This window comes from Pseudomonas sp. 2822-17 (assembly GCF_002742485.1).
Taxonomy (GTDB): Bacteria; Pseudomonadota; Gammaproteobacteria; order Pseudomonadales; family Pseudomonadaceae; genus Aquipseudomonas; species Aquipseudomonas cyclaminis.
Genome location: NZ_LJRZ01000738.1, coordinates 176,045 through 197,077 on the forward strand (window position 1 = coordinate 176,045; position 21,033 = coordinate 197,077).

General features: G+C 61.7%; 12 protein-coding genes. 6 read left to right on the plus strand and 6 right to left on the minus strand.

The features are described from left to right. Window positions 1–892: 892 nt before the first annotated feature. Both adeC and AOA60_RS24930 read right to left on the minus strand, forming a co-directional pair. Entirely contained in the window at window positions 893–2,311 is a 1,419-nt protein-coding gene (gene adeC, locus AOA60_RS24925; protein WP_099586582.1) for an AdeC/AdeK/OprM family multidrug efflux complex outer membrane factor, read from the minus strand. Continuing rightward, complete coding sequence (locus AOA60_RS24930; protein WP_099586583.1) at window positions 2,311–3,105, minus strand: helix-turn-helix transcriptional regulator; 795 nt, start codon at window positions 3,103–3,105, stop codon at window positions 2,311–2,313. The genes adeC and AOA60_RS24930 overlap by 1 nt, the downstream gene beginning before the upstream one ends. Window positions 3,106–3,593: 488 nt before the next feature. On the opposite strand from AOA60_RS24930, the gene AOA60_RS24935 reads away from it, so the two are divergent. From AOA60_RS24935 to AOA60_RS24945, 3 genes are all read left to right on the plus strand, one after another. Beyond that, window positions 3,594–9,857 (plus strand): non-ribosomal peptide synthetase, encoded by a 6,264-nt coding sequence (locus tag AOA60_RS24935; protein ID WP_099586584.1) that lies wholly within the window; start codon window positions 3,594–3,596, stop codon window positions 9,855–9,857. Window positions 9,858–10,467: 610 nt separating this feature from the next. Next, window positions 10,468–11,211 (plus strand): ABC transporter permease, encoded by a 744-nt coding sequence (locus AOA60_RS24940; RefSeq protein WP_099586585.1) that lies wholly within the window; start codon window positions 10,468–10,470, stop codon window positions 11,209–11,211. Beyond that, entirely contained in the window at window positions 11,211–11,921 is a 711-nt protein-coding gene (locus AOA60_RS24945) for an AAA family ATPase (protein WP_099586586.1), read from the plus strand. The genes AOA60_RS24940 and AOA60_RS24945 overlap by 1 nt, the downstream gene beginning before the upstream one ends. Here AOA60_RS24945 and arnT read toward each other — a convergent pair. Both arnT and AOA60_RS24955 read right to left on the minus strand, forming a co-directional pair. Next, complete coding sequence (arnT, locus tag AOA60_RS24950; protein ID WP_099586587.1) at window positions 11,893–13,575, minus strand: lipid IV(A) 4-amino-4-deoxy-L-arabinosyltransferase; 1,683 nt, start codon at window positions 13,573–13,575, stop codon at window positions 11,893–11,895. The genes AOA60_RS24945 and arnT overlap by 29 nt on opposite strands. Window positions 13,576–13,747: 172 nt before the next feature. Further along, window positions 13,748–14,428: a histidine phosphatase family protein gene (locus AOA60_RS24955; protein ID WP_099586588.1), complete on the minus strand. Its 681-nt coding sequence runs from the start codon at window positions 14,426–14,428 to the stop codon at window positions 13,748–13,750. Window positions 14,429–14,697: 269 nt separating this feature from the next. Here AOA60_RS24955 and AOA60_RS24960 point away from each other — a divergent pair, with 269 nt between their 5' ends. The 3 genes from AOA60_RS24960 to AOA60_RS24970 are packed head-to-tail and all read left to right on the plus strand — an operon-like array spanning window position 14,698 to window position 18,881. Beyond that, window positions 14,698–15,366 carry an ABC transporter ATP-binding protein gene (locus tag AOA60_RS24960; RefSeq protein ID WP_099586589.1) on the plus strand — a complete coding sequence of 223 codons (669 nt, stop codon included), beginning with the start codon at window positions 14,698–14,700 and terminating at the stop codon, window positions 15,364–15,366. A 1-nt stretch (window position 15,367) separates the two neighbouring features. Continuing rightward, the gene (locus AOA60_RS24965) at window positions 15,368–17,830 is read left to right on the plus strand and encodes an FtsX-like permease family protein (RefSeq protein WP_099586708.1); all 2,463 of its coding nucleotides are present in this window, start codon (window positions 15,368–15,370) and stop codon (window positions 17,828–17,830) included. Then, window positions 17,820–18,881 (plus strand): lipocalin-like domain-containing protein, encoded by a 1,062-nt coding sequence (locus AOA60_RS24970; RefSeq protein ID WP_099586590.1) that lies wholly within the window; start codon window positions 17,820–17,822, stop codon window positions 18,879–18,881. The genes AOA60_RS24965 and AOA60_RS24970 overlap by 11 nt, the downstream gene beginning before the upstream one ends. Window positions 18,882–18,943: 62 nt before the next feature. On the opposite strand, the gene AOA60_RS24975 is transcribed toward AOA60_RS24970, so the two are convergent. Both AOA60_RS24975 and AOA60_RS24980 read right to left on the minus strand, forming a co-directional pair. Further along, window positions 18,944–20,044 (minus strand): SMP-30/gluconolactonase/LRE family protein, encoded by a 1,101-nt coding sequence (locus AOA60_RS24975; protein WP_099586591.1) that lies wholly within the window; start codon window positions 20,042–20,044, stop codon window positions 18,944–18,946. Between the two features lie 92 nt (window positions 20,045–20,136). After that, entirely contained in the window at window positions 20,137–21,000 is an 864-nt protein-coding gene (locus AOA60_RS24980) for a LysR family transcriptional regulator (RefSeq protein WP_099586592.1), read from the minus strand. Window positions 21,001–21,033: the final 33 nt, after the last annotated feature.

Consider the following 21,033-nt stretch of genomic DNA (forward strand, 5'->3'; position numbering starts at 1 on the left):
GCGCATAGCGAGCTTGCTCTATGTGGTGAGCGGGCTTGCCCCGCGCTGGGCTGCGCAGCGGCCCTAACACCATTCGCCACAAAGTCTCGGGTGAGCGGGGTTGTTGAGTAATGGGGCCGCTGCGCAGCCCGGCGCAGGGCAAGCCTGCTCGCCACCAGGATGTTGCTCGCGTCTGGGAAGTCATAGTGAGCTTGCTCTATGTGGTGAGCGGGCTTGCCCCGCGCTGGGCTGCGCAGCAGCCCCAATACCATTCGCCACAAAGTCTCGGGTGAGCGGGGTTGTTGAGTAATGGGGCCGCTGCGCAGCCCGACGCAGGGCAAGCCTGCTCACTACAAGGAAGTTGCTCGCGTCTGGGAAGTCGTAGTGAGCTTGCTCTATGTGGTGAGCGGGCTTGCCCCGCGCTGGGCTGCGCAGCGGCCCCAACATCATTCGCCACAAAGTCTCGGGTGAGCGGGGTTGTTGAGTAATGGGGCCGCTGCGCAGCCCGGCGCAGGGCAAGCCTGCTCGCCACCAGGATGTTGCTCGCGTCTGGGAAGTCATAGTGAGCTTGCTCTATGTGGTGAGCGGGCTTGCCCCGCGCTGGGCTGCGCAGCAGCCCCAATACCATTCGCCACAAAGTCTCGGGTGAGCGGGGTTGTTGAGTAATGGGGCCGCTGCGCAGCCCGACGCAGGGCAAGCCTGCTCACTACAAGGAAGTTGCTCGCGTCTGGGAAGTCGTAGTGAGCTTGCTCTATGTGGTGAGCGGGCTTGCCCCGCGCTGGGCTGCGCAGCGGCCCCAACATCATTCGCCACAAAGTCTCGGGTGAGCGGGGTTGTTGAGTAATGGGGCCGCTGCGCAGCCCGGCGCAGGGCAAGCCTGCTCACTACAAGGATGTTGCCCATAGGCATTGCTCTAGCGCTGCGTCGTCAGCACTGCCCCATCCCCCCACGCCCCACCCAGCGCGGTGTACAGGTTCACCTGCGCCACCAACTGTGCCAGCCGATCCACGATCAGTGCCTGTTGCGCGCTGAACAGCGAGCGCTGGGCGTCGAGGAAGGTCAGGTTGCTGTCCACGCCGCTGCGATAGCGGTGTTGGGCCAAATCGTAATACGCCTGGTTGGCGGCGACGAAATCCCGTTGTGCATTGAGCTGGTCGGTATAGGTCTGCCGGGCCGCCAGGCCGTCGGCGACTTCCTGGAAGGCGGTCTGGATGGATTTTTCGTACTGCGCCACCGTGATGTCCTTTTGCAGTTTGGCGTAGTCGAGGCTGGCGCGCAGGCTGCCGGCGTTGAAGATTGGCAGGTTGATTTGCGGCTGGAACGTCCAACTGCCAGAGCCGCCCTTGAACAGCCCCGACAGTTCGGTGCTGGTGCTGCCGGCGTTGGCGGTAAGGCTCACCGACGGGAAGAACGCGGCGCGGGCGGCGCCGATATTGGCATTGGCGGCGCGCAGTTGGTACTCGGCCTGGAGGATGTCCGGGCGGCGTTGCAGCAGATCCGAGGGCAACCCGGCGGGCACGCTGGCCACCAGGTCATCCGCCAGTGGACGGGATGGCAACGCTTGATCCACCGGGCCACCCACCAGCAGCGCCAGGTTGTTGAGGTCTTGCGCCACCTGGCGCTCATACCGGGCCACGCTGGCGCGGGTGCTTTCGACGCTGGTGCGCGCTTGCACCACGTCCAGGGCTGACGCTTTACCCGCGGTTTTACTCCGGCTGGTCAGGTGCAGGCTGTGGTCGTTGGCCGTCAGGGTTTGCCGGGCCAGGGCCAGCAGTTCCTGGTCGGCGCGCCAGGTCAGGTAGGCATTGGCGACGTTGGCCACCAGGCTCAATTGCGCGCTGCGCCGCGCCTCTTCGGTGCCCAGGTACGTGAGCATTGCCTGCTCGCTGAGGCTGCGCACGCGGCCGAAAAAATCCAGCTCATAGGCGCTGATGCCAAGGGTGGCGGAATAGGTGGAGGTGATCGCCGACTTACCGGTGCCATTCACCTCCCCAGGCACACGCTGGCGGGTGCCGGCACCGGTGGCGGACACCGCCGGGAACAGGTCGGCACGCTGGATACGGTACTGCGCCTGGAAGGCCTCGACGTTCAACGCGGCCACCCGCAGATCACGGTTGTTGACCAATGCTTCGCGGATCAGCTGTTGCAGCGCCGGGTCATGGAACAGTTGCTGCCAGTCCGAGGAGGGCGCCAGCGTGCCGGCCTGCGCCAGCGCATACACGCCGGCCTGCGGATATTGTTCAGGCGTCGGCGCCACGGGCCGCTGGTACTCAGGGATCAGCGAGCAGCCAGCGAGCACGAAGGCCATGCCGGCGAGAGAGAGTGTTTTCATCAAGCGCCCACCATCCACTTCGCCAACCCATGTCGGCCACTCACACCCAGCTTGGCGGCGGCGCGCTTGAGGTAGGTCTCGATGGAGCTGTTTTTCACGCTGAGCTTTTCCGCCATCTGCGGCACGGTGCCGCCGGTCAACAGGCCGAGGCACACTTCCTGCTCACGGGCCGACAGGGTGATGTCTCCAAGGGACAGGCGCTTGTAGAACTCGCGTTGCAATTGCGATTGCTCAAGCAGCGTATAGCTCGGCTCCGCCTGGGCCTGTGGCGCCTGGCGCAGCACGTTGGCGTGGCGTTCGATCAGTGGCAGCAGGGTGTCGGACAGGCACTTGAGAAACGACAATTGGGCCAAGGAAAACCCGCGCTCGCTCGGCGGCCGGTAGAACGAAATCACACAGCGCCGGTTGCCCTGGCGCGACACCAGGTTGCACTGGTGCGAGGTGCCGCGAGGGTGGGCACTGTTGGGTTTGGCGCTCATCTGGATCAGCAATGGGTCCTGCATGCTGAGCATTTGCTGCAGCAGCGGGTGGTCGTCCAACGGGCGTACGGCCAGAGGCGCAGGCAAGTCCTGCTTCTGGCCAGCGCTGCCAAGGAGCTTGATATCGAGCACGCGGTCGCGCAGCTCGTCGAGGGTCCATTCACTGAGGTCCACCAAGTGGATCGGTATCCATTTGCTGACCAGATGCAGCATATGGTCGGCAAACGCCTCATGGCCGCTGTGTGCAATCAATTCACCCATTTCAGCGTAGAAATTCGGGCTCTGTGTGTTACCCATGCTGCGCTTCAAACTCATAGCCATCTCATCCTTGATGTCGAAAACCGTCAACGAACTCCCTGGGCCTCTGGGGGGCGATCCGTTCCTCATGAACGAGAGTCGGCACTCGAGATTTTATTTAGCCAGGGGATTTGTCCTACGTATGTAGCGGAAACGAGGGACACAAGCTGCCATAAAAACCACGTCATTAATTCGACGTTTCTGAAAGCTGTTTCCGGTCAAGAAAAACGCAGCGCAAATCTGATGACCGATTAAGTTAATGATTTATATAGAAAATAGTTATTTTAAAGGGCCGTTGTAAAAAACCAGCAGCGACCAGATGTAGTCGATGTCCTACAACTCTTTAATCGTTTCAGCAGTGAACCTTCAGCCAACCCGGATCCATCCATTTGAATGTCCGGGTTTCGGGTGACAGACAGCCCCCGACCCCCATGCTCAAATCCGGCAATTTCGCCGTCATGGGGCTCCCTGCGCGGCCAGCGCCTGACACCCATGAGAAGGATCTTATGCAGCAATTTCCCAACCTGCCGGCCAGCTTCCCCCTCACCTCGGCCCAACAGGACATCTGGCTCGATCAACTGCGGATGGGCGACTCACCGCTCTACAACATCGGCGGTTATGTCGACTTCGAAGGTGCGGTGGTGCCCGAGTTGATCCAGCGCGCCGTCGAGCAGTTGGTGGCCCGGCACGACGCGCTACGCACTCAACTGCACAGTGATGACCACGGCCTGCCTCGACAAACCTTCGCCCCTGCGTTGGTGACCGAAGTGGCACAGCACGATTTCTGCGCACTGCCCGACCCGCATGCAGCGAGCCAGGCCTTGATGCAGGCGCACATGGCACGGCCGTATCCGCGGGAGGGCGCGCCGCTGTTCCATTTTTTCCTGGTCAAGCTTGCCGACAACCACTACCGGCTCGGCACCCAGGCCCATCATGTGATCCTCGACGGCTGGGGTTTTGGACAGATGCTGCAATCGTTGGCGCACCTGTATACCGCTCTTGAACAAGGCTACCCACCCGAGCCACCGGCGCTGTCCTATATCGACTTTATCGACGCCGACCAGCGCTACCGCGACTCAACACGCTTCGCCCGCGATCGCGCCTACTGGCTGGATAAATACCAGGTACTGCCGGAGCCTTTGTTCCCGTCGAAGTACGTCGCCAACACGCCCAGCAACACCCTGGCGCAACCCTTTCCCATCGCCCTGCTCAAGCGCATGGAACAGCTGGCCAGCCGTTACCAGGCCTCGGCGTTCCATGTGCTGCTGGCGGCGATGTATGTGTATTTCACCCGCACCGCCCAGCGCCCCGATTGGGTGGTGGGGCTGCCGATCCTGAACCGTTCCAACGCGCGTTTTCGCGCCACCGTGGGCTTGTTTGCCCAGGTCAGCGCAGTGCGTTTGCAGTTCGATGAACACCTGCCGTTCTGTGCCTTGGTGCGCGGCGTGCGCGACCAGCTCAAGCAGGATTTCCGTCACCAGCGTTTCCCGTTGAGCGAGATGAACCGCGAGCTGGGCCTGCACCGTGCCGATCGCGCCCAACTGTTCGACCTGTCGGTGTCCTTCGAGCAGGACGCCCATGAACTGCGCTACGGCGCCACCCAGGCCCGGGCGATCAAGGTGTCCAACCACCATGAAGCGCTGCCGCTCGCCTTCCACCTGCGCAGCAACCGCCACCAGGACACCGCAAGTCTGCATTGCGTCTACAACGAAGCGTACTTCCAGCACGACGAGGTGTTCGCCTTGACCCAGCGCTTTACCTGGTTGCTGGAGCAGGGGCTGGATAACCCCGAGTTGCCAGCCGGCGCGTTCTGCATGGTCACGCCCGCCGAACAGGCCCGACTGCAGCAGTGGAACGCCACTGAACAAGCGCACGCGCAGCCACACACCCTGCACGCCCGCATCGAAGCCCAGGCCGTGCGCACGCCGGACGCTGTGGCCGCGATTTACCAGGGCCACCCGTTGACCTACGCCCAACTCAATCAAAAAGCCAATGGCTTGGCCCATCAACTGATCGAGCTGGGTGTGCAACCCGATGACCGTGTGGCCGTCCTGGCGCGGCGCGGGCTGGACACGCTGGTGGGCCTGCTGGGGATTCTCAAAGCTGGCGCCTGCTACGTGCCGGTCGACCCGGCCCATCCCGCCGAACGCTTGAGCTATCTGCTGCAAGACAGCGCGCCGGTGGTGGTGCTGACCCAGCATGATTTGCTGCAGCGCCTGCCTGCCCAGGCGGCGCCAGTGATCGAGCTGGACCGACTGACGCGCCAGTTCGGTGCCAACCCGCACGTGGCGGTCAAGCCGTCGAACCTCGCCTATGTGATCTACACCTCGGGCTCCACCGGTTTGCCCAAAGGCGTGATGGTCGAACACCACAGCGTCTGCAACTTGGTGGACTGGCACTGCCAGGCCTTCAACCTGCACGCGGGCAGCCACACCGCCAGCGTTGCAGGCTTTGGTTTTGACGCGATGGCCTGGGAAGTCTGGCCGGCGTTGTGCGTGGGCGCCACCTTGCACCTGCCACCGGCCCATGACGGCGCGGAGGACATCGACGCGCTGCTCGGTTGGTGGCGTGCGCAGCCGCTGGATGTGTGCTTCCTGCCGACACCGGTGGCTGAATACGCCTTCAGCCAGCGGCTGGAGCACCCGACCTTGCGCACCTTGCTGATCGGCGGTGACCGTCTGCGCAGCTTCTCGCGTGCGCAGACTTTCGATGTGATCAACAACTACGGTCCCACCGAGGCCACCGTGGTTGCCACCTTCGGCCGCGTCGAGGCAGGCCAGCCGTTGCATATCGGTGCGCCCGTCGCCAACGCGGCGATCTACCTGCTGGATGAGCGGCAGCGCGCTGTTCCCATCGGCGTGGCGGGGGAGGTGTACGTCGGCGGTAAAGGCGTGGCGCGCGGCTACCTGAATCGCCCGGAACTGAGCGCCGAACGTTTTCTCGACAACCCGTTTGCGCCGGGCCGGATGTACCGCACCGGCGACCTCGCGCGCTGGTTGCCTGACGGCAACCTTGAATATCTGGGCCGCAATGACGACCAGGTGAAAATCCGTGGCATGCGCATCGAGCTGGGGGAAATCGAATCGGCGCTGGCCACCCATGCGGATGTTCAGGAAGCCGTGGTGCAATCTCGCGACGGGCAATTGCTCGCCTGGTTTATCCCACGCCAGCCCGTGGACATCGAAACCCTGCGCGCCCACCTGCACGCCTCATTGCCTGACTACATGCTGCCGGCGGCCTACATGCCCCTGGAGGCGTGGCCCCTGACCGCCAACGGCAAACTCGACCGCAAGGCATTGCCGGCGCCGACCCAGGTGGCGTTCGTCACTCGCCGGTTCGAAGCGCCGCGAGCCGGTGTGGAAACCGTCCTCGCCCAACTCTGGGCCGAGCTGTTGCAGGTGCAGCAAGTGGGCCGTCACGACCATTTCTTTGAACTGGGCGGGCACTCGTTGCTTGCCGTGCAATTAGTGCAGCGCATGCGCCAGGCCGGGTTGCGCGCCGATGTGCAGGTGCTGTTCGGCCAGCCGACGTTGGCGGCGCTGGCGGCGGTGAGTGAAGGCAGCGACGTGGAGGTGCCGGCCAATCGCGTCCCCGCTGATTGTCGCCATATCACCCCGGAGTTGCTGGCGCTGGCCGAGCTCGATCAAGCCAGCATTGATCGTATCAATGCCGGTATTCCCGGCGGTGCGGCCAACGTCCAGGAAATCTACCCCCTGGCGCCGTTACAGGAAGGTTTGCTCTACCACCACCTCACCGACGAGCATGACCCGTACCAGCAACAGGCACAGTTCAGCTTTGCGCGGCGCGACCAACTGGACGCCTTTGCCCTGGCCCTGCAACAGGTAATCGACCGCCACGACATCCTGCGTACCAGCCTGGCCTGGGATGCCCTGGAGCAGCCGATGCAAGTGGTGTGGCGTGCGGCCCGCCTGCGTGTGGAACCTTGGCGTGACGGTGACAGCCCGTTGGATTTGCGCCAGGCACCGTTGATGGCGCTGGACTATGCCGAAGCGCCCACGGGTTGGGTGGCCCGGCTGCGCTTTCATCACCTGGTCAACGATGCGACGTCCACCACGATTCTGATGCAGGAAATCCGCGCCCACCTGCTCGGCCAACAGGCGCAATTGCCGGCACCGGTGCCGTATCGCAATGTGGTGGCGCAGTCCCGCTCACCGGCGCGCCAGGCGGCCCATGAGGCGTTTTTTCGTGCGCAACTGGGCGATGTGGATGAGCCCACGTTTGCCTTCGGCGTGCAGGAGCGCCAGGCCAATCGGGCGGATACCGAAGAAGCGCAGCGTGCTCTGAGTGACGACCTCAACCGGCGCTTGCGTGCCCAGGCCCGTGGTCTGGGCGTCAGCGCCGCCAGCCTGTTCCACTTGGCCTGGGCCCAGGTGCTCAGCCGCGTTGCGGGCCGTGCTGACGGGGTGTTCGGCACCGTGTTGCTCGGCCGTTTGCAGGCGGGCGAGGGCGCCGATCGCGCCTTGGGTATGTTCATCAATACCTTGCCGTTACGCCTGCACCTGGCCGGGCAAAACGTCGCGGATGCGTTGCGTGACACCCATCACCAACTCAGCGCCTTGCTCGCCCATGAGCAAGCGTCGCTGGCCTTGGCCCAGCGTTGCAGCGGCGCGGCGCCGCTGTTCAACAGCCTGCTCAATTACCGTCATACCGATACCGAGCGCGACCTCGTGCTGGTGCCGGGCATTGCCCTGGTCAGTGCCGAAGACATTCTCAGCTACCCGCTGATGCTCAGCGTGGACGATACCGCCGGCGGTTTTAACCTCAAGGCCAAAGCCCCGCGCACGGTGGGCGCCGAACGTACCCTGGACTACCTGGAAACCACGCTGATCAACCTGGCCGAGGCACTGGAGCGCACGCCGCAAGCGCCTTTACGTGACGTGCAGGTGCTGCCCGCCCGCGAAGTGCAGACACTGCTGCTGGACTTCAACGCCACCGCCACCGACTACCCTGAAACCCTCACCGTCCAGGCGCTGTTCGAAGCCCACGCGCGGCATATTCCCCACGCGGTGGCGGTGCAGGCCGGTGAGCTGCAACTGACTTATCGCGAACTCAACGAGCGCGCCAACCGCCTGGCCTTCCACCTGCGCGAGCGTGGCGTGCAGCCAGATTCGCGCGTGGCGCTGTGCGTCGAGCGCGGCCTGGACCTGGTAGTGGGGTTGCTCGCGATCCTCAAGGCTGGCGGCGCCTATGTGCCGCTGGACCCCGGCTACCCCCGCGAACGCCTGGCCTACATGCTTCAGGACAGCCAACCGGTGGCGCTGCTGGTGCACGCGGCCACCCGCGACTTGCCCGGTGAAGTCGCCATCCCGGTGATCGATTTTGACCACTGCGCCTGGAGCCACGCGCCGGACGGCAACCCCTCGGTGCCAGGGCTGAGCGTCGCCAACCTAGCCTACGTGATGTACACCTCCGGCTCCACCGGCACGCCCAAGGGCGTGATGATCGAACATCGTGGCCTGGGCAACCTGATGCACTGGGGCTCGCAGTTGTGCCCCAATGCCGAGGGCGGCGCGCTGTTGCAACGGGCGCCGTTCAGCTTTGACGGCTCGGTCTGGGAGTTGTTCTGGCCGCTGGCCAATGGCATGCGCCTGGTTCTGGCGCGGCCCGATGGTCATCGCGAGCCGGCTTACCTGGCGCAGGTGATTCGCGAGCAACAGATCACCGTGATCAAATTCGTACCGGCAATGTTGCAGCAGTTCCTTGAACTGGAAGAGTCCGCGCTGTGCACCAGCCTCACCGATGTGCTGTGCGGCGGCGGCGAACTCACCGAAGCCCTGGCCCGTGGCGTGCAGGCGCGTTTGCCCAAGGTGCGCCTGCATAACGTCTACGGCCCCACCGAAGCCACGGTGGACAGCAGCGCCTGGACCCTGGAACCCGGCGCACCGGTCCCGGCGCTGCAATTGCCCATCGGCCGGGCGATCAACAATACGCGCCTGTATGTGCTGGACGAACACGACGCGCCGGTGCCCATGGGCGTCAGCGGCCAGTTGCATATCGGCGGCGTCGGCGTGGCCCGTGGGTATCTGGGGTTGGAGCAGATGACGGCCGAACGCTTTATCGACAGCCCGTTTGTGCCGGGGGATCGGCTGTACCGCACCGGCGACCTGGTGCGTTACCAGCCGGACGGCAACCTGGAATTCCTTGGGCGTAACGACTTCCAGGTCAAGCTGCGCGGCGTGCGTCTGGAACTGGGCGAAATCGAATCGTGCCTGCTGGCGCATCCAGCGTTGCGTGAGGTGGCGGTGCTGATTCGCGATGAGCGACTGGTCGCTTACTTCACCCTGCGCGGACCGGCGCCGAGCCTGGAAGACTTGCGCGTTCATGTACTGCAGCAGTTACCGGAATACATGGTACCGGCGGCCTTCGTGGCGCTTGAAGAACTCCCCCTCAACCCCGCCGGCAAACTCGACCGCAAGGCGTTGCCAGAACCGGGTTTGGAAGCGGTGCTCAGCCGCGCCTATGAAGCGCCCCAGGGCGAAGTGGAAACCCTGATGGCCGGCATCTGGGCGCAGGTGCTCAAGCTGGAACGGGTAGGGCGCCACGACCACTTCTTCGAACTGGGCGGGCACTCGCTGCTGGCGGTGAACCTGGTCGCGCGCCTGCGCAAGGCCGGGCTGGAGGTGGATGCGCGCAGCCTGTTCAGTCAGCCGACGCTGGCGCAACTGGCCGCCAGAACTGTGGCGCAGGTGCAGCGGGTGGAGGTGGCGCAGACGGCGATTCCGCAGCTTGATCGGCGGCGGCGGATATGAAAGGCAATCAATGTGGGTTTGCAAACTCCCGCAATGATCGCCCGCTTCTAATCCACTCCTGATTTATTCGCTACGGGGTTGTAAATCATCCTTCGAGTACCTTTTTCGACGATAAAGCACGAGCGAGCCAGACGTTAGGGACTGGTATGGACGACTGATAAGAATATATAGGCCGTTTGTCGGATATTTTTGTTGGTTCCCTCGGTACAGCTCTGAATCTTTAAACCCCCCTCGGGGGTAGGAAAGATTTTTAGTGCGAATCTGCGGTTCGTAAGTTGTTAATTCTATAAGTGTTCACATCTTCCCATCCTTGGTTGGTTGGAGGCCGACGTTGCTCGCAAGTATTTAACTTCTGAAATTAGTGAGGGAAACTTCCTAAATTCGGTAGTTAATTTTCCTACGAGGAATTTTTTATCTTTTGGGCTTTTCTCCATGCGTGTACTAGATTGTTTTTGTCACTTTTCGGGAAGTGGCTGAGAACAACTTGTGTGAAAGGAGAGATGAAGTGATGGCAAAATTTTTGAGGAGTCTACGTCGCATTGGTATATGTGTGATTGTCGATGCTGGTTTCCCGGAAGGATAGAATGGTCCCGTTTCCCTGAGGTGTGTAATGAATCGCTACTCATTCGTTAAGCCTGTGTTGCTGGCGTCACTATTCGTTAAAGAACAATTAAAAGAGCCCGTTGCGCTGTTTTGGTCGGTGTTGTCTCCGGTGGTTACTTACTATTTAATAACTTATTCGAGAGGGGCGAATAACGACGCGCCCAATGACTATTTGTCCAGTGCCTCGTGGTTCTATTCCTTCGTCGCTTCAAGTGTTGCCTTGTTTGGATTGGCGTTTTATATCGTTGGTCGCAGGGAAAGTGGGTTTTTGAGGTCTTTTGTCTATACGGATGATAATAAAGTTATTTTTCTTTTTGGGCATTATTTAGCCTATTCTATAATATCGCTCGTATATTGTTGTGTTTTTTATTTGCTGACCCGCAGCTATAATGGTGCGGTCGAGGTAGAAGAGCTTCTTGGCATCCTTGGGCGGTTCTATATTTGTTTTTTATTGTTTTCGATACCGGCTCTCTTATTGACTCTTGTTCCCTTGGGTTTTCAAAATTCAAGCACGGTTTTTTCCATTGCGTCGCTTACAATGTTAGCGCTTGGAATCGTCAGCATTGGGACGTCCAGCCCTGTTCTCGAAAGAGTAAGCTTTATTAATCCTATGTGGTGGGCTAACCATATTATGTTGGTAGGTGTCGCTGAGTGCTGGTTCATAGCGTTGGTTATTGGTGTTTCGTTTTTTGTTACGCTTTGGATTGTGTTTCGGTTTTTAACTATTAACCCTGTATGGAGTCGTTATTGATGAAGCGGCTTGTTGTGAATTCGCTTGAGGTCAGGTGTGCGCGGAAAACTTTGTTTGAAGATGCCGCGCTGACCGTTGAGGCTGGGTCAATATGCGGGTTGTTAGGTGCTAACGGGTCTGGTAAGACAACGTTCTTTGATGTGGTGTGTGGCTTGAAAAAAATCGAAGCGGGTGAAGTCGTTCGGTCTTTTTCGAAGTTACTTTACTTGTCACAAGTGATTAGTACGCCACCTGTGTTTCGTATGTTTGATGTTTTCAGGATGACAATGCTTTTTTGCTCTGACAGTAAGCTTGATAAACAACATGCGCTGGAGAAAATTGAGAAGTGGAGTCCTGGGATAGCAGATCGGTATTGCGAAATATGGACAAAAAAATCATCTCTGTGCAGTTATGGGGAAAAACGCTGGTTTTTTACGTTGTCTCTTCTTAGCGCCAACGCTGATCTGGTTATCTTGGATGAGCCTACCGCGGGTGTTGATCCTGAGTTTCGTCATCATATTTGGAAGTGTCTGGAGGGCGCCGCCGAGGAAGGAGTCGCCGTACTGGTCTCGTCGCATAATGTCGATGAGATCGTTGCTCACTGCGATGATTTCTACATGGTCAGTCAGCGGCGGTTCAATCGTTTCACTGATGCCCAAGGTTTTATGCGGGCGTACGGCGCTAAGAGTCTGGACGAGGCTTTTATTTATGCAGCGAGTCTACGTCTGTAGCAGGCAACTGCGGATACAGAATCAGCTGCAAATACCCCTTGGAATAACGCTTACCCCCAAGCGGCAACTGCCCGGCCTCGCGCATTTCGCTGGTGCTGTCGACCCGCATCAGCACGCCCACCGAGCCGTGCTGGCGCGCCTCGGCGAGCCAGGCCTGTACTTGATCCAGATCGACTTTACGTTGGCCTGCATCGGCGAACTGCAAGCCGTAGCGCAGTTCGCCTTCGGTGCCATACAGCGCCACATCGGTGCGTTGCAGGCGCCAGGCCAGGGCGCTGGCGCTGCCCAGTTCGTTGCTCAGCAGGGCGTGGGTGTGTTGCAACGCGTCCAGGTGTTCCAGCACGAACTGGTCGGGCATTTCGTTATCGGCGATCTGCGCCGGCATGCTCGCTGGCAGCAGGATCACCAGCACGCCGATGCCCACGGCCGGCAGCGCCCATAGCGTGAGCGGGCGCACGGCTTGCAGCAGGTTGGTGAGGATCCACACCAGTAACACGATGAAGGCCAGGGACAGGCTGAACATCTCGGCGAGGCTGTTGCCGTACAGCGGCCGGGCGATTTGCAGGTAGAGCAGGCCGAGCATGGCCGCCATGCCGATCACCAGGTTGAGCAGACCATTGAGCCTGAGCGCGCGTGGGTGGTCGTTGCGCAGCAGGTCGCTCAAGGTGTGTCCCATCAGCAATGCCAGGGGCAACAGGCACGGCATGATGTAGGTCGGCAGCTTGCCGTTGCTCAGGCTGAAAAAGCCCAGGGGCAGCAGCAGCCACAAGGCCAGGAAACCGATAGCCGGCTGGCGTATTTGCTGCCAGGCCTGGCGCAGGGTGCTGGGAAGCAGCCCGGCCCAGGGCAGGCACGACACGGCGATGATCGGCAGGAAGAACCACCAGGGCCGCACGTGTTGCGCGTTGTCGGCGCTGAAGCGGCGAATATGTTCATTCCAGAAAAAGAAGCGCCAGAAGTCCGGTTCCTGGCTATGGATTGCCAGGACCCAGGGTAGGCACACCAGCACCGCCACGCCCACCGCCAGCGGGCCATAACGCAGCAGCTCACAAAGGCGCCGTTGCCAGAGCATATAGGGCACGGCAATCAATACGGGCAGCGCCCACGCCAGGAAACCCTTGGTCATGAAGCCCATGGCACAGGCAAATCCCAACACCGCCCAGGCCGTCAGGCGTCCACGCAGGTTGCTGCTGTCGAGGGCAAACCACAGCGCAACCAGGCTCAGGTTGACCCAGAGGGTGAATTGCGGATCCAGATTGGAATATCCCGCTTGCCCCGCCACCAAGCCAAAACTCAGGTAAAGCAGGGCACAGGCGACGCTTTTACGCGGGTCGTTCCACAGGCGGCGAGCGATCAGGTAGGCCAGCATCACGCTCAAGCCGCTGGCCAGGGCTGAGGCGATGCGTACGCCGAACAGGTTCTGGCCGAACACCGCTTGACCAAGGGCAATCAGCCAATACCCGGCGGCGGGTTTTTCGAAATAGCGCACGCCCATGAAGTGCGGCGCCACCCAGTTACCGGACTGCAGCATTTCCTGGCTGATCTGGGCGTAGCGGGTTTCATCCGGGGTCCACAGGCCGTGCAGGCCCAAGGGCAATAGATAGAACGCGGCGAAGGCAAGCAACAGCAGATACAGGGGATTTGAACGGGTCATGAAAACGTCGCTCCTTGACGTTTAAAGCCAGGGGTTTTAAGTAATGAGGTCATGGTGCAAACAGTCACAGCGGTCACTAAGTAACAGGAGAGAGTCATGGGGGGCTTAATTCAAAGGCGCAACTAAACATGCCAGAACAGGGCTGTCTTGTTGCTGAACACAGGCAATCACTTCAGAGATGGTTGAGCGCAGCCGACCAGTCCGGATTGTTCATGATGCCCAGGGTCTTGAATTTACCGTTCGGCAACACTTGTACGAACAGGGCGCTGCCGTACTCGGGAAATGCCGCACGGGGGAAGCCCTGGGATTTTTCGAAGTCGGCGATGCAGCCGCTGTGCGTTACAAATACCAGGTTGCGCCCCGGCTGCTTGTGGCTGAGCAATTCCTCACCCATGGCTGCGCCGCAGACGGCTTGCTGTCCGGAGGTCAGCTCGTTTTTACCGAACATGAAGCGCAAGGTCTGGGCGGTACGAATGGCCGGGCTGGCGAGTACGTCACTACCGTCCATGCCCAACCATTTAAAGGCGCTGCCGAGTTTTTCTGCCTGTTGGCTGCCGTTGATTGTCAGGCCTTCGACCGGCCCCAGGCACGGGTTGGTCGAGCGGTCGCAGCGCTCTTCATGACGCACCAGCACGATCACGTCGCCGTCGCGCCACAGCGGCATGACCTGGGAGGTCAGCAGGCGGTTGCCCACGCCGAGATCCCGTGGCGAAGCCGGCCAGAGCAGGCTGCAAGCGAGCAGCGCAGTGATCACGGCAATACCAAGCCACAGACGTTGCAGGCGCTTGAAAAAAGCCCGGGGCGAGCGTGGTTTGGTCAGGGTAATGTCTACCACTTCATTCACCTTGGACACTGTTGGCAATGTTGTATTAATTAGGCGCAACTTGTTGGCGAATAGCCGCAGTGAAGCAGGAGGCTGTCACAGGGCTGCTGTCTTTTCGCTGAACATGCGGCGGTTAAAAGTTGTCAGGCGTGGCCACTGATCAAGTAGCCGACGCGTGGCGCATAACCGGCAATTTAGAGGGCTGCGAGTGGGCAACCGGTGAAATCCATGTGAAAAATTTGCGTGGCCCAATGGCGCAGCCGTTATTCTCGATGGCCGCCCATCAATCGAGTGCTCCCATGTTGCAGGTGCAAGGTGTCTTCAAAAGCTACACGACTCCTCAAGGCCCATTGGCGGTGCTGGCCGGTGTTGATTTGCACCTGGCCCCACGCAGCAGCCTGGCGTTGATGGGCGAGTCGGGCAGCGGCAAGAGCACCTTGTTGCATCTGGTGGCGGGGCTTGATCGGCTGGATCGCGGCAGTATCCAGGTGGGTGAGCAGCGTCTCGACCAGATGAGCGAGCCGCAACTGGCCCACTGGCGGCGCACTGAAATCGGCCTGGTGTTCCAGCAGTTCAACCTCATCGGCAGTTTGCGCGTTGACGACAACCTGGCGTTCCAGGCCCGCCTGGCGGGGCGCTTTGATCCGCGCTGGCAGGCGCAGTTGGTCGAACGCCTGGGCCTGGGCGACTTGCTCAAGCGCTATCCGGAACAGCTCTCGGGCGGCCAGCAACAGCGGGTCGCGGTAGGTCGGGCCTTGGCGTCACGGCCGGGTTTGCTGCTGGCTGACGAACCCACCGGCAACCTCGACGAAGCCACCAGCGACGAGGTGCTGCAACTGCTGCTGGACCTGTTGCGTGACAGCCCCACCAGCCTGTTGATGGTCACGCACAGCCCACGCATTGCGGCGCGGCTGGACCAGCAGGTGGTGTTGCATCACGGCCGCGTCCTGCCGGCGGATGCGCGCTGACATGGCGGTGTTTTATTGGACACTGCGCGCGTTGCTCAGCCATTGGCGGCGCCATCCGGTGCAGTTCTTCAGCGTGCTTACCGGCTTGTGGCTGGCCACTGCACTCTTGACCGGCGTGCAGGCCCTCAATACTCAGGCGCGCGACAGTTATGCCCGCGCCAGCCAGTTGATCGGCGGCGAACCCCAGGCCAGCCTCAGTGCGCCGGACGCGGCCAGTTTTCCGCAAGCGCTGTTCGCCCAATTGCGCCGCGCCGGTTGGCCGGTGTCGCCGGTGGTGCAGGGGCGTTTGCAGCTCAAGGGGCATGAGGACGTGCGCCTGCAATTGATGGGCATTGATCCGCTGTCGTTGCCCGGCAGCGGTGCGGTAGCGGGGCAGCGCTTGAGCCAGGCGCAGATGCTTGCCTTCTTTGAACCGCCGGGGCGGACCTGGATCGCGCCGCAAACCTTGCAGGCCCTGGGGCTGCTCGAAGGGCAGCAACCCCTGGCGCAGAACGGGCAACGCCTGCCGCCCCTGCAAGCGCAGCCGGACATGGCGCCCGGCCTGTTACTCACCGATATCGGCTTTGCTCAACCCCTGCTGGAAATGCCTGGGCAACTATCACGACTGCTGTTGGACAAGGCCTTCGCCGCCGGGCATCCCACGCCACCCGCCGGGCTGCAACTCAGGCAGGGCGAGGACAACAACCTGGCGCGCCTTACCGAAAGCTTTCACTTGAACCTGGATGCGCTGGGCTTCCTGTCCTTTGTGGTGGGGCTGTTTATCGTGCACGCGGCCATCGGCCTGGCCCTGGAGCAACGACGCGCACTGTTGCGCACCTTGCGTGCCTGCGGGGTCAGTGCGCGTTTGTTGATCCTCGGGCTTGCGGTGGAGTTGGGCGCGTTGTCGCTGCTGGGCGGTGTGCTGGGCGTTGCCAGCGGCTACCTGCTGGCCAGCCTGCTGCTGCCGGATGTGGCTGCCAGCCTGAGGGGGTTATATGGCGCTGAAGTACCGGGACAGTTAAGCCTGAGCCCGTGGTGGTGGTTGGCGGGGCTCGGCTTGAGCCTGTTGGGCGCCTTGCTTGCCGGCGCCAGCAGCGTGTGGCGGGCGGCGCGCCTGCCGTTGCTGGCGCTGGCCAACGCCCAGGCCTGGCACGAAGCCCATGGCCGTTGGTTACGGCGCCAGGGCTGGATCGCAGCAACCGCGTTGCTGATCGCGCTGTTGGCGCTTTGGCTGGGCGACAGCCTGGCGTCTGGTTTTATATTGATGGCGGCGTTACTGCTCGGCGCTGCCCTGGGCTTGCCGGTGCTGCTCAACGGGCTGCTCAAGGCCGTGCTGGGGCGCAGCCGTTCGGTACTGGGCCAATGGTTTCTCGCCGATTGTCGCCAACAATTGCCGGCCTTGAGCCTGGCGTTGATGGCGTTGCTGCTGGCCCTGGCCGCGAACATCGGCGCGGGTTCCATGACGTCAGGCTTTCGCCACACCTTCAATCATTGGCTGGAGCAACGCCTGACGGCCGAGCTGTACCTCAACCCACAAACCCCGGCCCAGGCGGATCAGCTCAGCACCTGGCTGGCGCACCAATCGCTGGTACAGAGGGTGTTGCCGACCTGGCAGGTCGCGGTGCAAGTGCAGGGTTGGCCGGCGGATGTGTTCGGGGTGGTCGATGATCCGACCTATCGTCAGCATTGGCCGTTGTTGGAGGCTGTCGCTGAGCCCTGGGACCAACTGCTGGGTGACGACACTTTGATGCTCAGCGAGCAGTTGGCGCGCAGGTTGTCAGTCAGGCTCGGGGATTCGATCAATATCCCCACGCCGCAAGGTGCCTGGTCGCCCAAGGTGGTGGGGATCTACGCCGATTACGGTAATCCCAAGGGGCATATCCTGGTCAATTCCGCGCACCTGCTGGCGCACTGGCCGACCCTCTCGCCGGCGCGTTTCAACCTGCGCGTCGCGCCGCCCGATGTGGCGCCATTGGTGCGCGAAGTGCAGCGCGAATTTGCCCTGGACGACAGCCGTATCGTCGATCAACAGCAACTCAAGGGCTGGTCAAGCCAGGTGTTCGAACGTACCTTCGCCGCGACCGCCGCCCTCAACAGCCTGACCCTGGGCGTGGCCGGCGTGGCGCTGTTCATCAGCCTGCTGACCCAGAGCCAGAGCCGCCTCGGCCAAATCGCTCCGCTGTGGGCGCTGGGCGTGACACGGCGACAATTGATGCTGCTGAACCTGGGCCAGACCTGGCTGCTGGCGGTGCTCACCCTGATGCTGGCGTTGCCGCTGGGGGTGCTGCTGGCGTGGTGCCTGGACGCGGTGATCAACGTACAGGCCTTTGGCTGGCGGCTACCATTGCAGGTGTTCCCGTGGCAGCTCGCACAATTACTCGGGCTGGCGATGCTGGCCACATTGTTAGCATCGGCCTGGCCGCTGTGGCAGTTGTACCGCAGCCGCCCGGCGGATTTGCTTCGGACCTTTGCCCATGAAGATTAAGGCGTTGATCTGCACGTTATGGCTGCTGGCGGCCTGTGACAAAGTCCCCGCACCCCAGGAGAGCTTCGCAGGCCTGGGCAGCGATGCAGCGGACTTTGCCCAAGTGGTGCCCGGCAAGGCGTTCAGCTTTCCCGAGGACCACGGCCCCCATGACGGCTTTCGCATCGAGTGGTGGTACGTTACCGCCAACCTCAAGGATGCCGAGGGCAATGTGTTCGGCGTGCAATGGACGCTGTTTCGCAACGCGTTGAAAGCCGGGTCGACCCAGGCCGGCTGGCAGGATTCGACGGTGTGGCTCGGCCATGCCGCCGTCACCTCTGCCAACCGTCATTACGCCGCCGAACGTCTAGCCCGTGGCGGCGTTGGCCAGGCCGGTGCCCAGGCCGCGCCGTTTACTGCGTGGATCGACGATTGGAACTTTGCCAGCCGTCCTGGCGCAGTCGGTGCATTGGCGGATATGCAACTCAAGGCCAGCGATGCGCACTTCGCCTACGACCTGCGCCTCACCGCCAGTCGGCCGCTGGTGTTGCAAGGCGACAACGGCTACAGCCGCAAATCCGACCAGGGCCAGGCGTCGTATTACTACAGTCAGCCGTTCTTCACTGCCGAAGGCAGTGTGCGCATTGACGGTAACACCTATCAAGTCACCGGCCCGGCCTGGCTCGACCGCGAATGGAGCAGCCAACCCCTGAGCGCCAACCAGACCGGTTGGGACTGGTTCTCCCTGCACCTGGATCGGGGCGCGCAACTGATGCTGTTTCGCGTACGCCAGAAGGACGGCGGCGGTTATCTCACCGGCACCTGGATCGACGCCCAGGGACGTACCGAAACGTTGCACAACGCCGATATCCAACTCGCCCCGCTGGAAAGCACGGCCATTGATGGGCGCAACATTCCTACGCGCTGGTCGCTGAAAATTCCTCGCAAACAGCTGGATATCACCACCGAAGCCGTCAACCCGAATGCCTGGATGAACCTGGGGATTCCGTATTGGGAAGGGCCGGTGCGGTTTGAGGGCGGGGTGGGGTATCTGGAGATGACGGGGTATTAAGGCGGATTCGAGGTCCCACATTGGATCTCCATGCTTCAGATAGAGCTCAGGCTGCCCGTCCTTCACTCCGGCGCCAACGCCAGTTGCAACGGCAAGCGCGCCATGCTCGTGCTCTTCAACGAGCCCAGGTACAACCAGTCGCCATACTCCCGCGCGGTGGTAATCGGTGAGTAGTTGCCTGCGCTGCCATCCTGCAAATTGGCGATCACCTTGCCGTTGGTATCCAACCCCAGCACAAAGGCTTTGCGCTCGATGGGCTTGGGCACGACCATCAGTGCACGCACCATCACTTTGCGCAGCAGCGGGTAGCCGGCAAAGCTGTCCAGCAATGGATTGCGCGGTGAATAGAGCGCCACCCAGAAGCGGTCCTGGCCGTTGAAACTCAGGTTGTCCGGCAGGCCTGGCAGGTTGTCGATAAACAGGTCGTGGCTGCCGGCGCGTTCGCCTTTGAGCCAGTAGCGGCTGATGCGATAGGCGCCGGTTTCATTCACCAGTACGTAGCGTTCGTCCGGGCCCAGGGCGACGCCGTTGGCAAATTGCAGTTGGTCGAGCAACACCTCGGTGCGGCCATTGCTGAAGTCGTAACGCAGCAGCCGACCATCACCGCCATGCTCGATCACGGCTTCGCCATCCTGGCCATACCCCCAGCGGCTCGATGCGTCGCTGAAATAGGCATAGCGGCCACTGGCGTCCACGATGACGTCATCGGTAAAACCGAAGGGCACGCCATCGGCGCCGGTGCTCAGGGAGGTGAGTTGGCGGTTGGCATCCAGTGCGAGCAGACCCTTCACGCCATCGGCAATGATCAAGCGCCCATCCGGGTGCAGCGCCAGCCCCAGCGGGCGTCCGCCCGTATTTGCGAGTACCTCAAGGTTGCGGCTGTCGGGGGAGGTGCGGATGATGCGCCCATCCTGCAGGCCGCTGATGAGAAAACCCTGGGCATCCAACAGCAACGCCTCCGGCCCGGCGATGTCCTGGGCGCCGATTTTCTGCACGCCCTTGAGGCGTTGGTTCTCGGCGAAAGGGCCTTCTTTCATCGATGGCGCGTTGGGCGGCGCCCAGTTCACCGGTTGTACCTTGGTCGGCATCAGCAGCAAAAAGGCGACCACCGCCAGCAGCAACACACACAGCAGATGGCGCAGTTTTTTTGGACGGGTACTCATGACGATTCCTGATTGTCGTTGGGGCTCATAGCGGTTTTGGGTGGTGACTGAGCTTAGCCCGGCTTCAGGATCGCGCTAGTTCACTGCCCGTTTCACATCAGTGGATCCCAGCGTTGTGACCAGTCACCTTCGGCCTTGACCACATCGCGCAGTAACGCCAATGCCTGCTGCAACACCGCCGAATCCCGCGCCCTTGAATACACCAGGAAGGTCGGGAAGCTGAACTCCGGCGCCTTGGACACACGCTGCATCACACCGCTGTCCAAGTAGCTTTGCACTACCCGCGTGCGGAAATAGCCAGCGCCGCCATTTTCGAGGATGTACTGCAAGGCCAACGGCCCCAGGTTGAAGCTCACCGCAGCCCGGGCCTTGTCGGGCAGGGCGGCGTCGTGTTGCTGGCGAAAGCCCGGCCCCCAGTCGATGTAGACGTACGGCGCCGGCTTGCTGACCAATTGCACCAGGATCAGTTTTTCTTCCAGTACCTGTTCCACCTGCAACCCCGGCCAGTATTGCGGCTGGAACACCAGCGCCGCGTCGAGCACGCCCAGTTCCAGCTGGCGCAACAGGTAGTCGCCTTCACGCACTTCGGTGCGCAGCGCGTGGCCGGGAATGTGTTCGCGCAGCGCCTTGGCCCACCCGAGCATCAACGGGTTGCACAGGCTGACCTCACCGCCGATGTGCAGCACATTGCGATAGCCATCGGGCAACGGCAGGTCACGCCGCGCGGCTTCCCAGGTTTGCAGCAACTGGTTGGCATACACCACGAAGGCCTCGCCGTCGGCGGTCAGGCGTGCGCCGGCGCGGTTGCGGATAAACAGCGTACTGCCCAGTTGGCTTTCCAGGCTTTTGACCCGTGCGGTGATGGCGGTCTGGGTGACGTGAAGTTTCTCAGCGGCCGCCGCCAGGCTGCCGCAACGGGTGATTTCGAGAAAGGTGCGTGCCAGTTCGATGTCCATGAAGACCCCTGGGGATGAATGGGGGCATTGTAG

Coding starts and splice junctions, on each gene's coding strand:
- AOA60_RS24940 (WP_099586585.1), top strand. CDS start 10,468: ATGAATCGCTACTCATTCGTTAAGCCTGTGTTGCTGGCGTCACTATTC.
- AOA60_RS24975 (WP_099586591.1), bottom strand. CDS start 20,044: ATGAGTACCCGTCCAAAAAAACTGCGCCATCTGCTGTGTGTGTTGCTG.
- arnT (WP_099586587.1), bottom strand. CDS start 13,575: ATGACCCGTTCAAATCCCCTGTATCTGCTGTTGCTTGCCTTCGCCGCG.
- AOA60_RS24960 (WP_099586589.1), top strand. CDS start 14,698: ATGTTGCAGGTGCAAGGTGTCTTCAAAAGCTACACGACTCCTCAAGGC.
- AOA60_RS24965 (WP_099586708.1), top strand. CDS start 15,368: ATGGCGGTGTTTTATTGGACACTGCGCGCGTTGCTCAGCCATTGGCGG.
- AOA60_RS24935 (WP_099586584.1), top strand. CDS start 3,594: ATGCAGCAATTTCCCAACCTGCCGGCCAGCTTCCCCCTCACCTCGGCC.
- AOA60_RS24970 (WP_099586590.1), top strand. CDS start 17,820: ATGAAGATTAAGGCGTTGATCTGCACGTTATGGCTGCTGGCGGCCTGT.
- AOA60_RS24945 (WP_099586586.1), top strand. CDS start 11,211: ATGAAGCGGCTTGTTGTGAATTCGCTTGAGGTCAGGTGTGCGCGGAAA.
- AOA60_RS24930 (WP_099586583.1), bottom strand. CDS start 3,105: ATGAGTTTGAAGCGCAGCATGGGTAACACACAGAGCCCGAATTTCTAC.
- AOA60_RS24980 (WP_099586592.1), bottom strand. CDS start 21,000: ATGGACATCGAACTGGCACGCACCTTTCTCGAAATCACCCGTTGCGGC.
- adeC (WP_099586582.1), bottom strand. CDS start 2,311: ATGAAAACACTCTCTCTCGCCGGCATGGCCTTCGTGCTCGCTGGCTGC.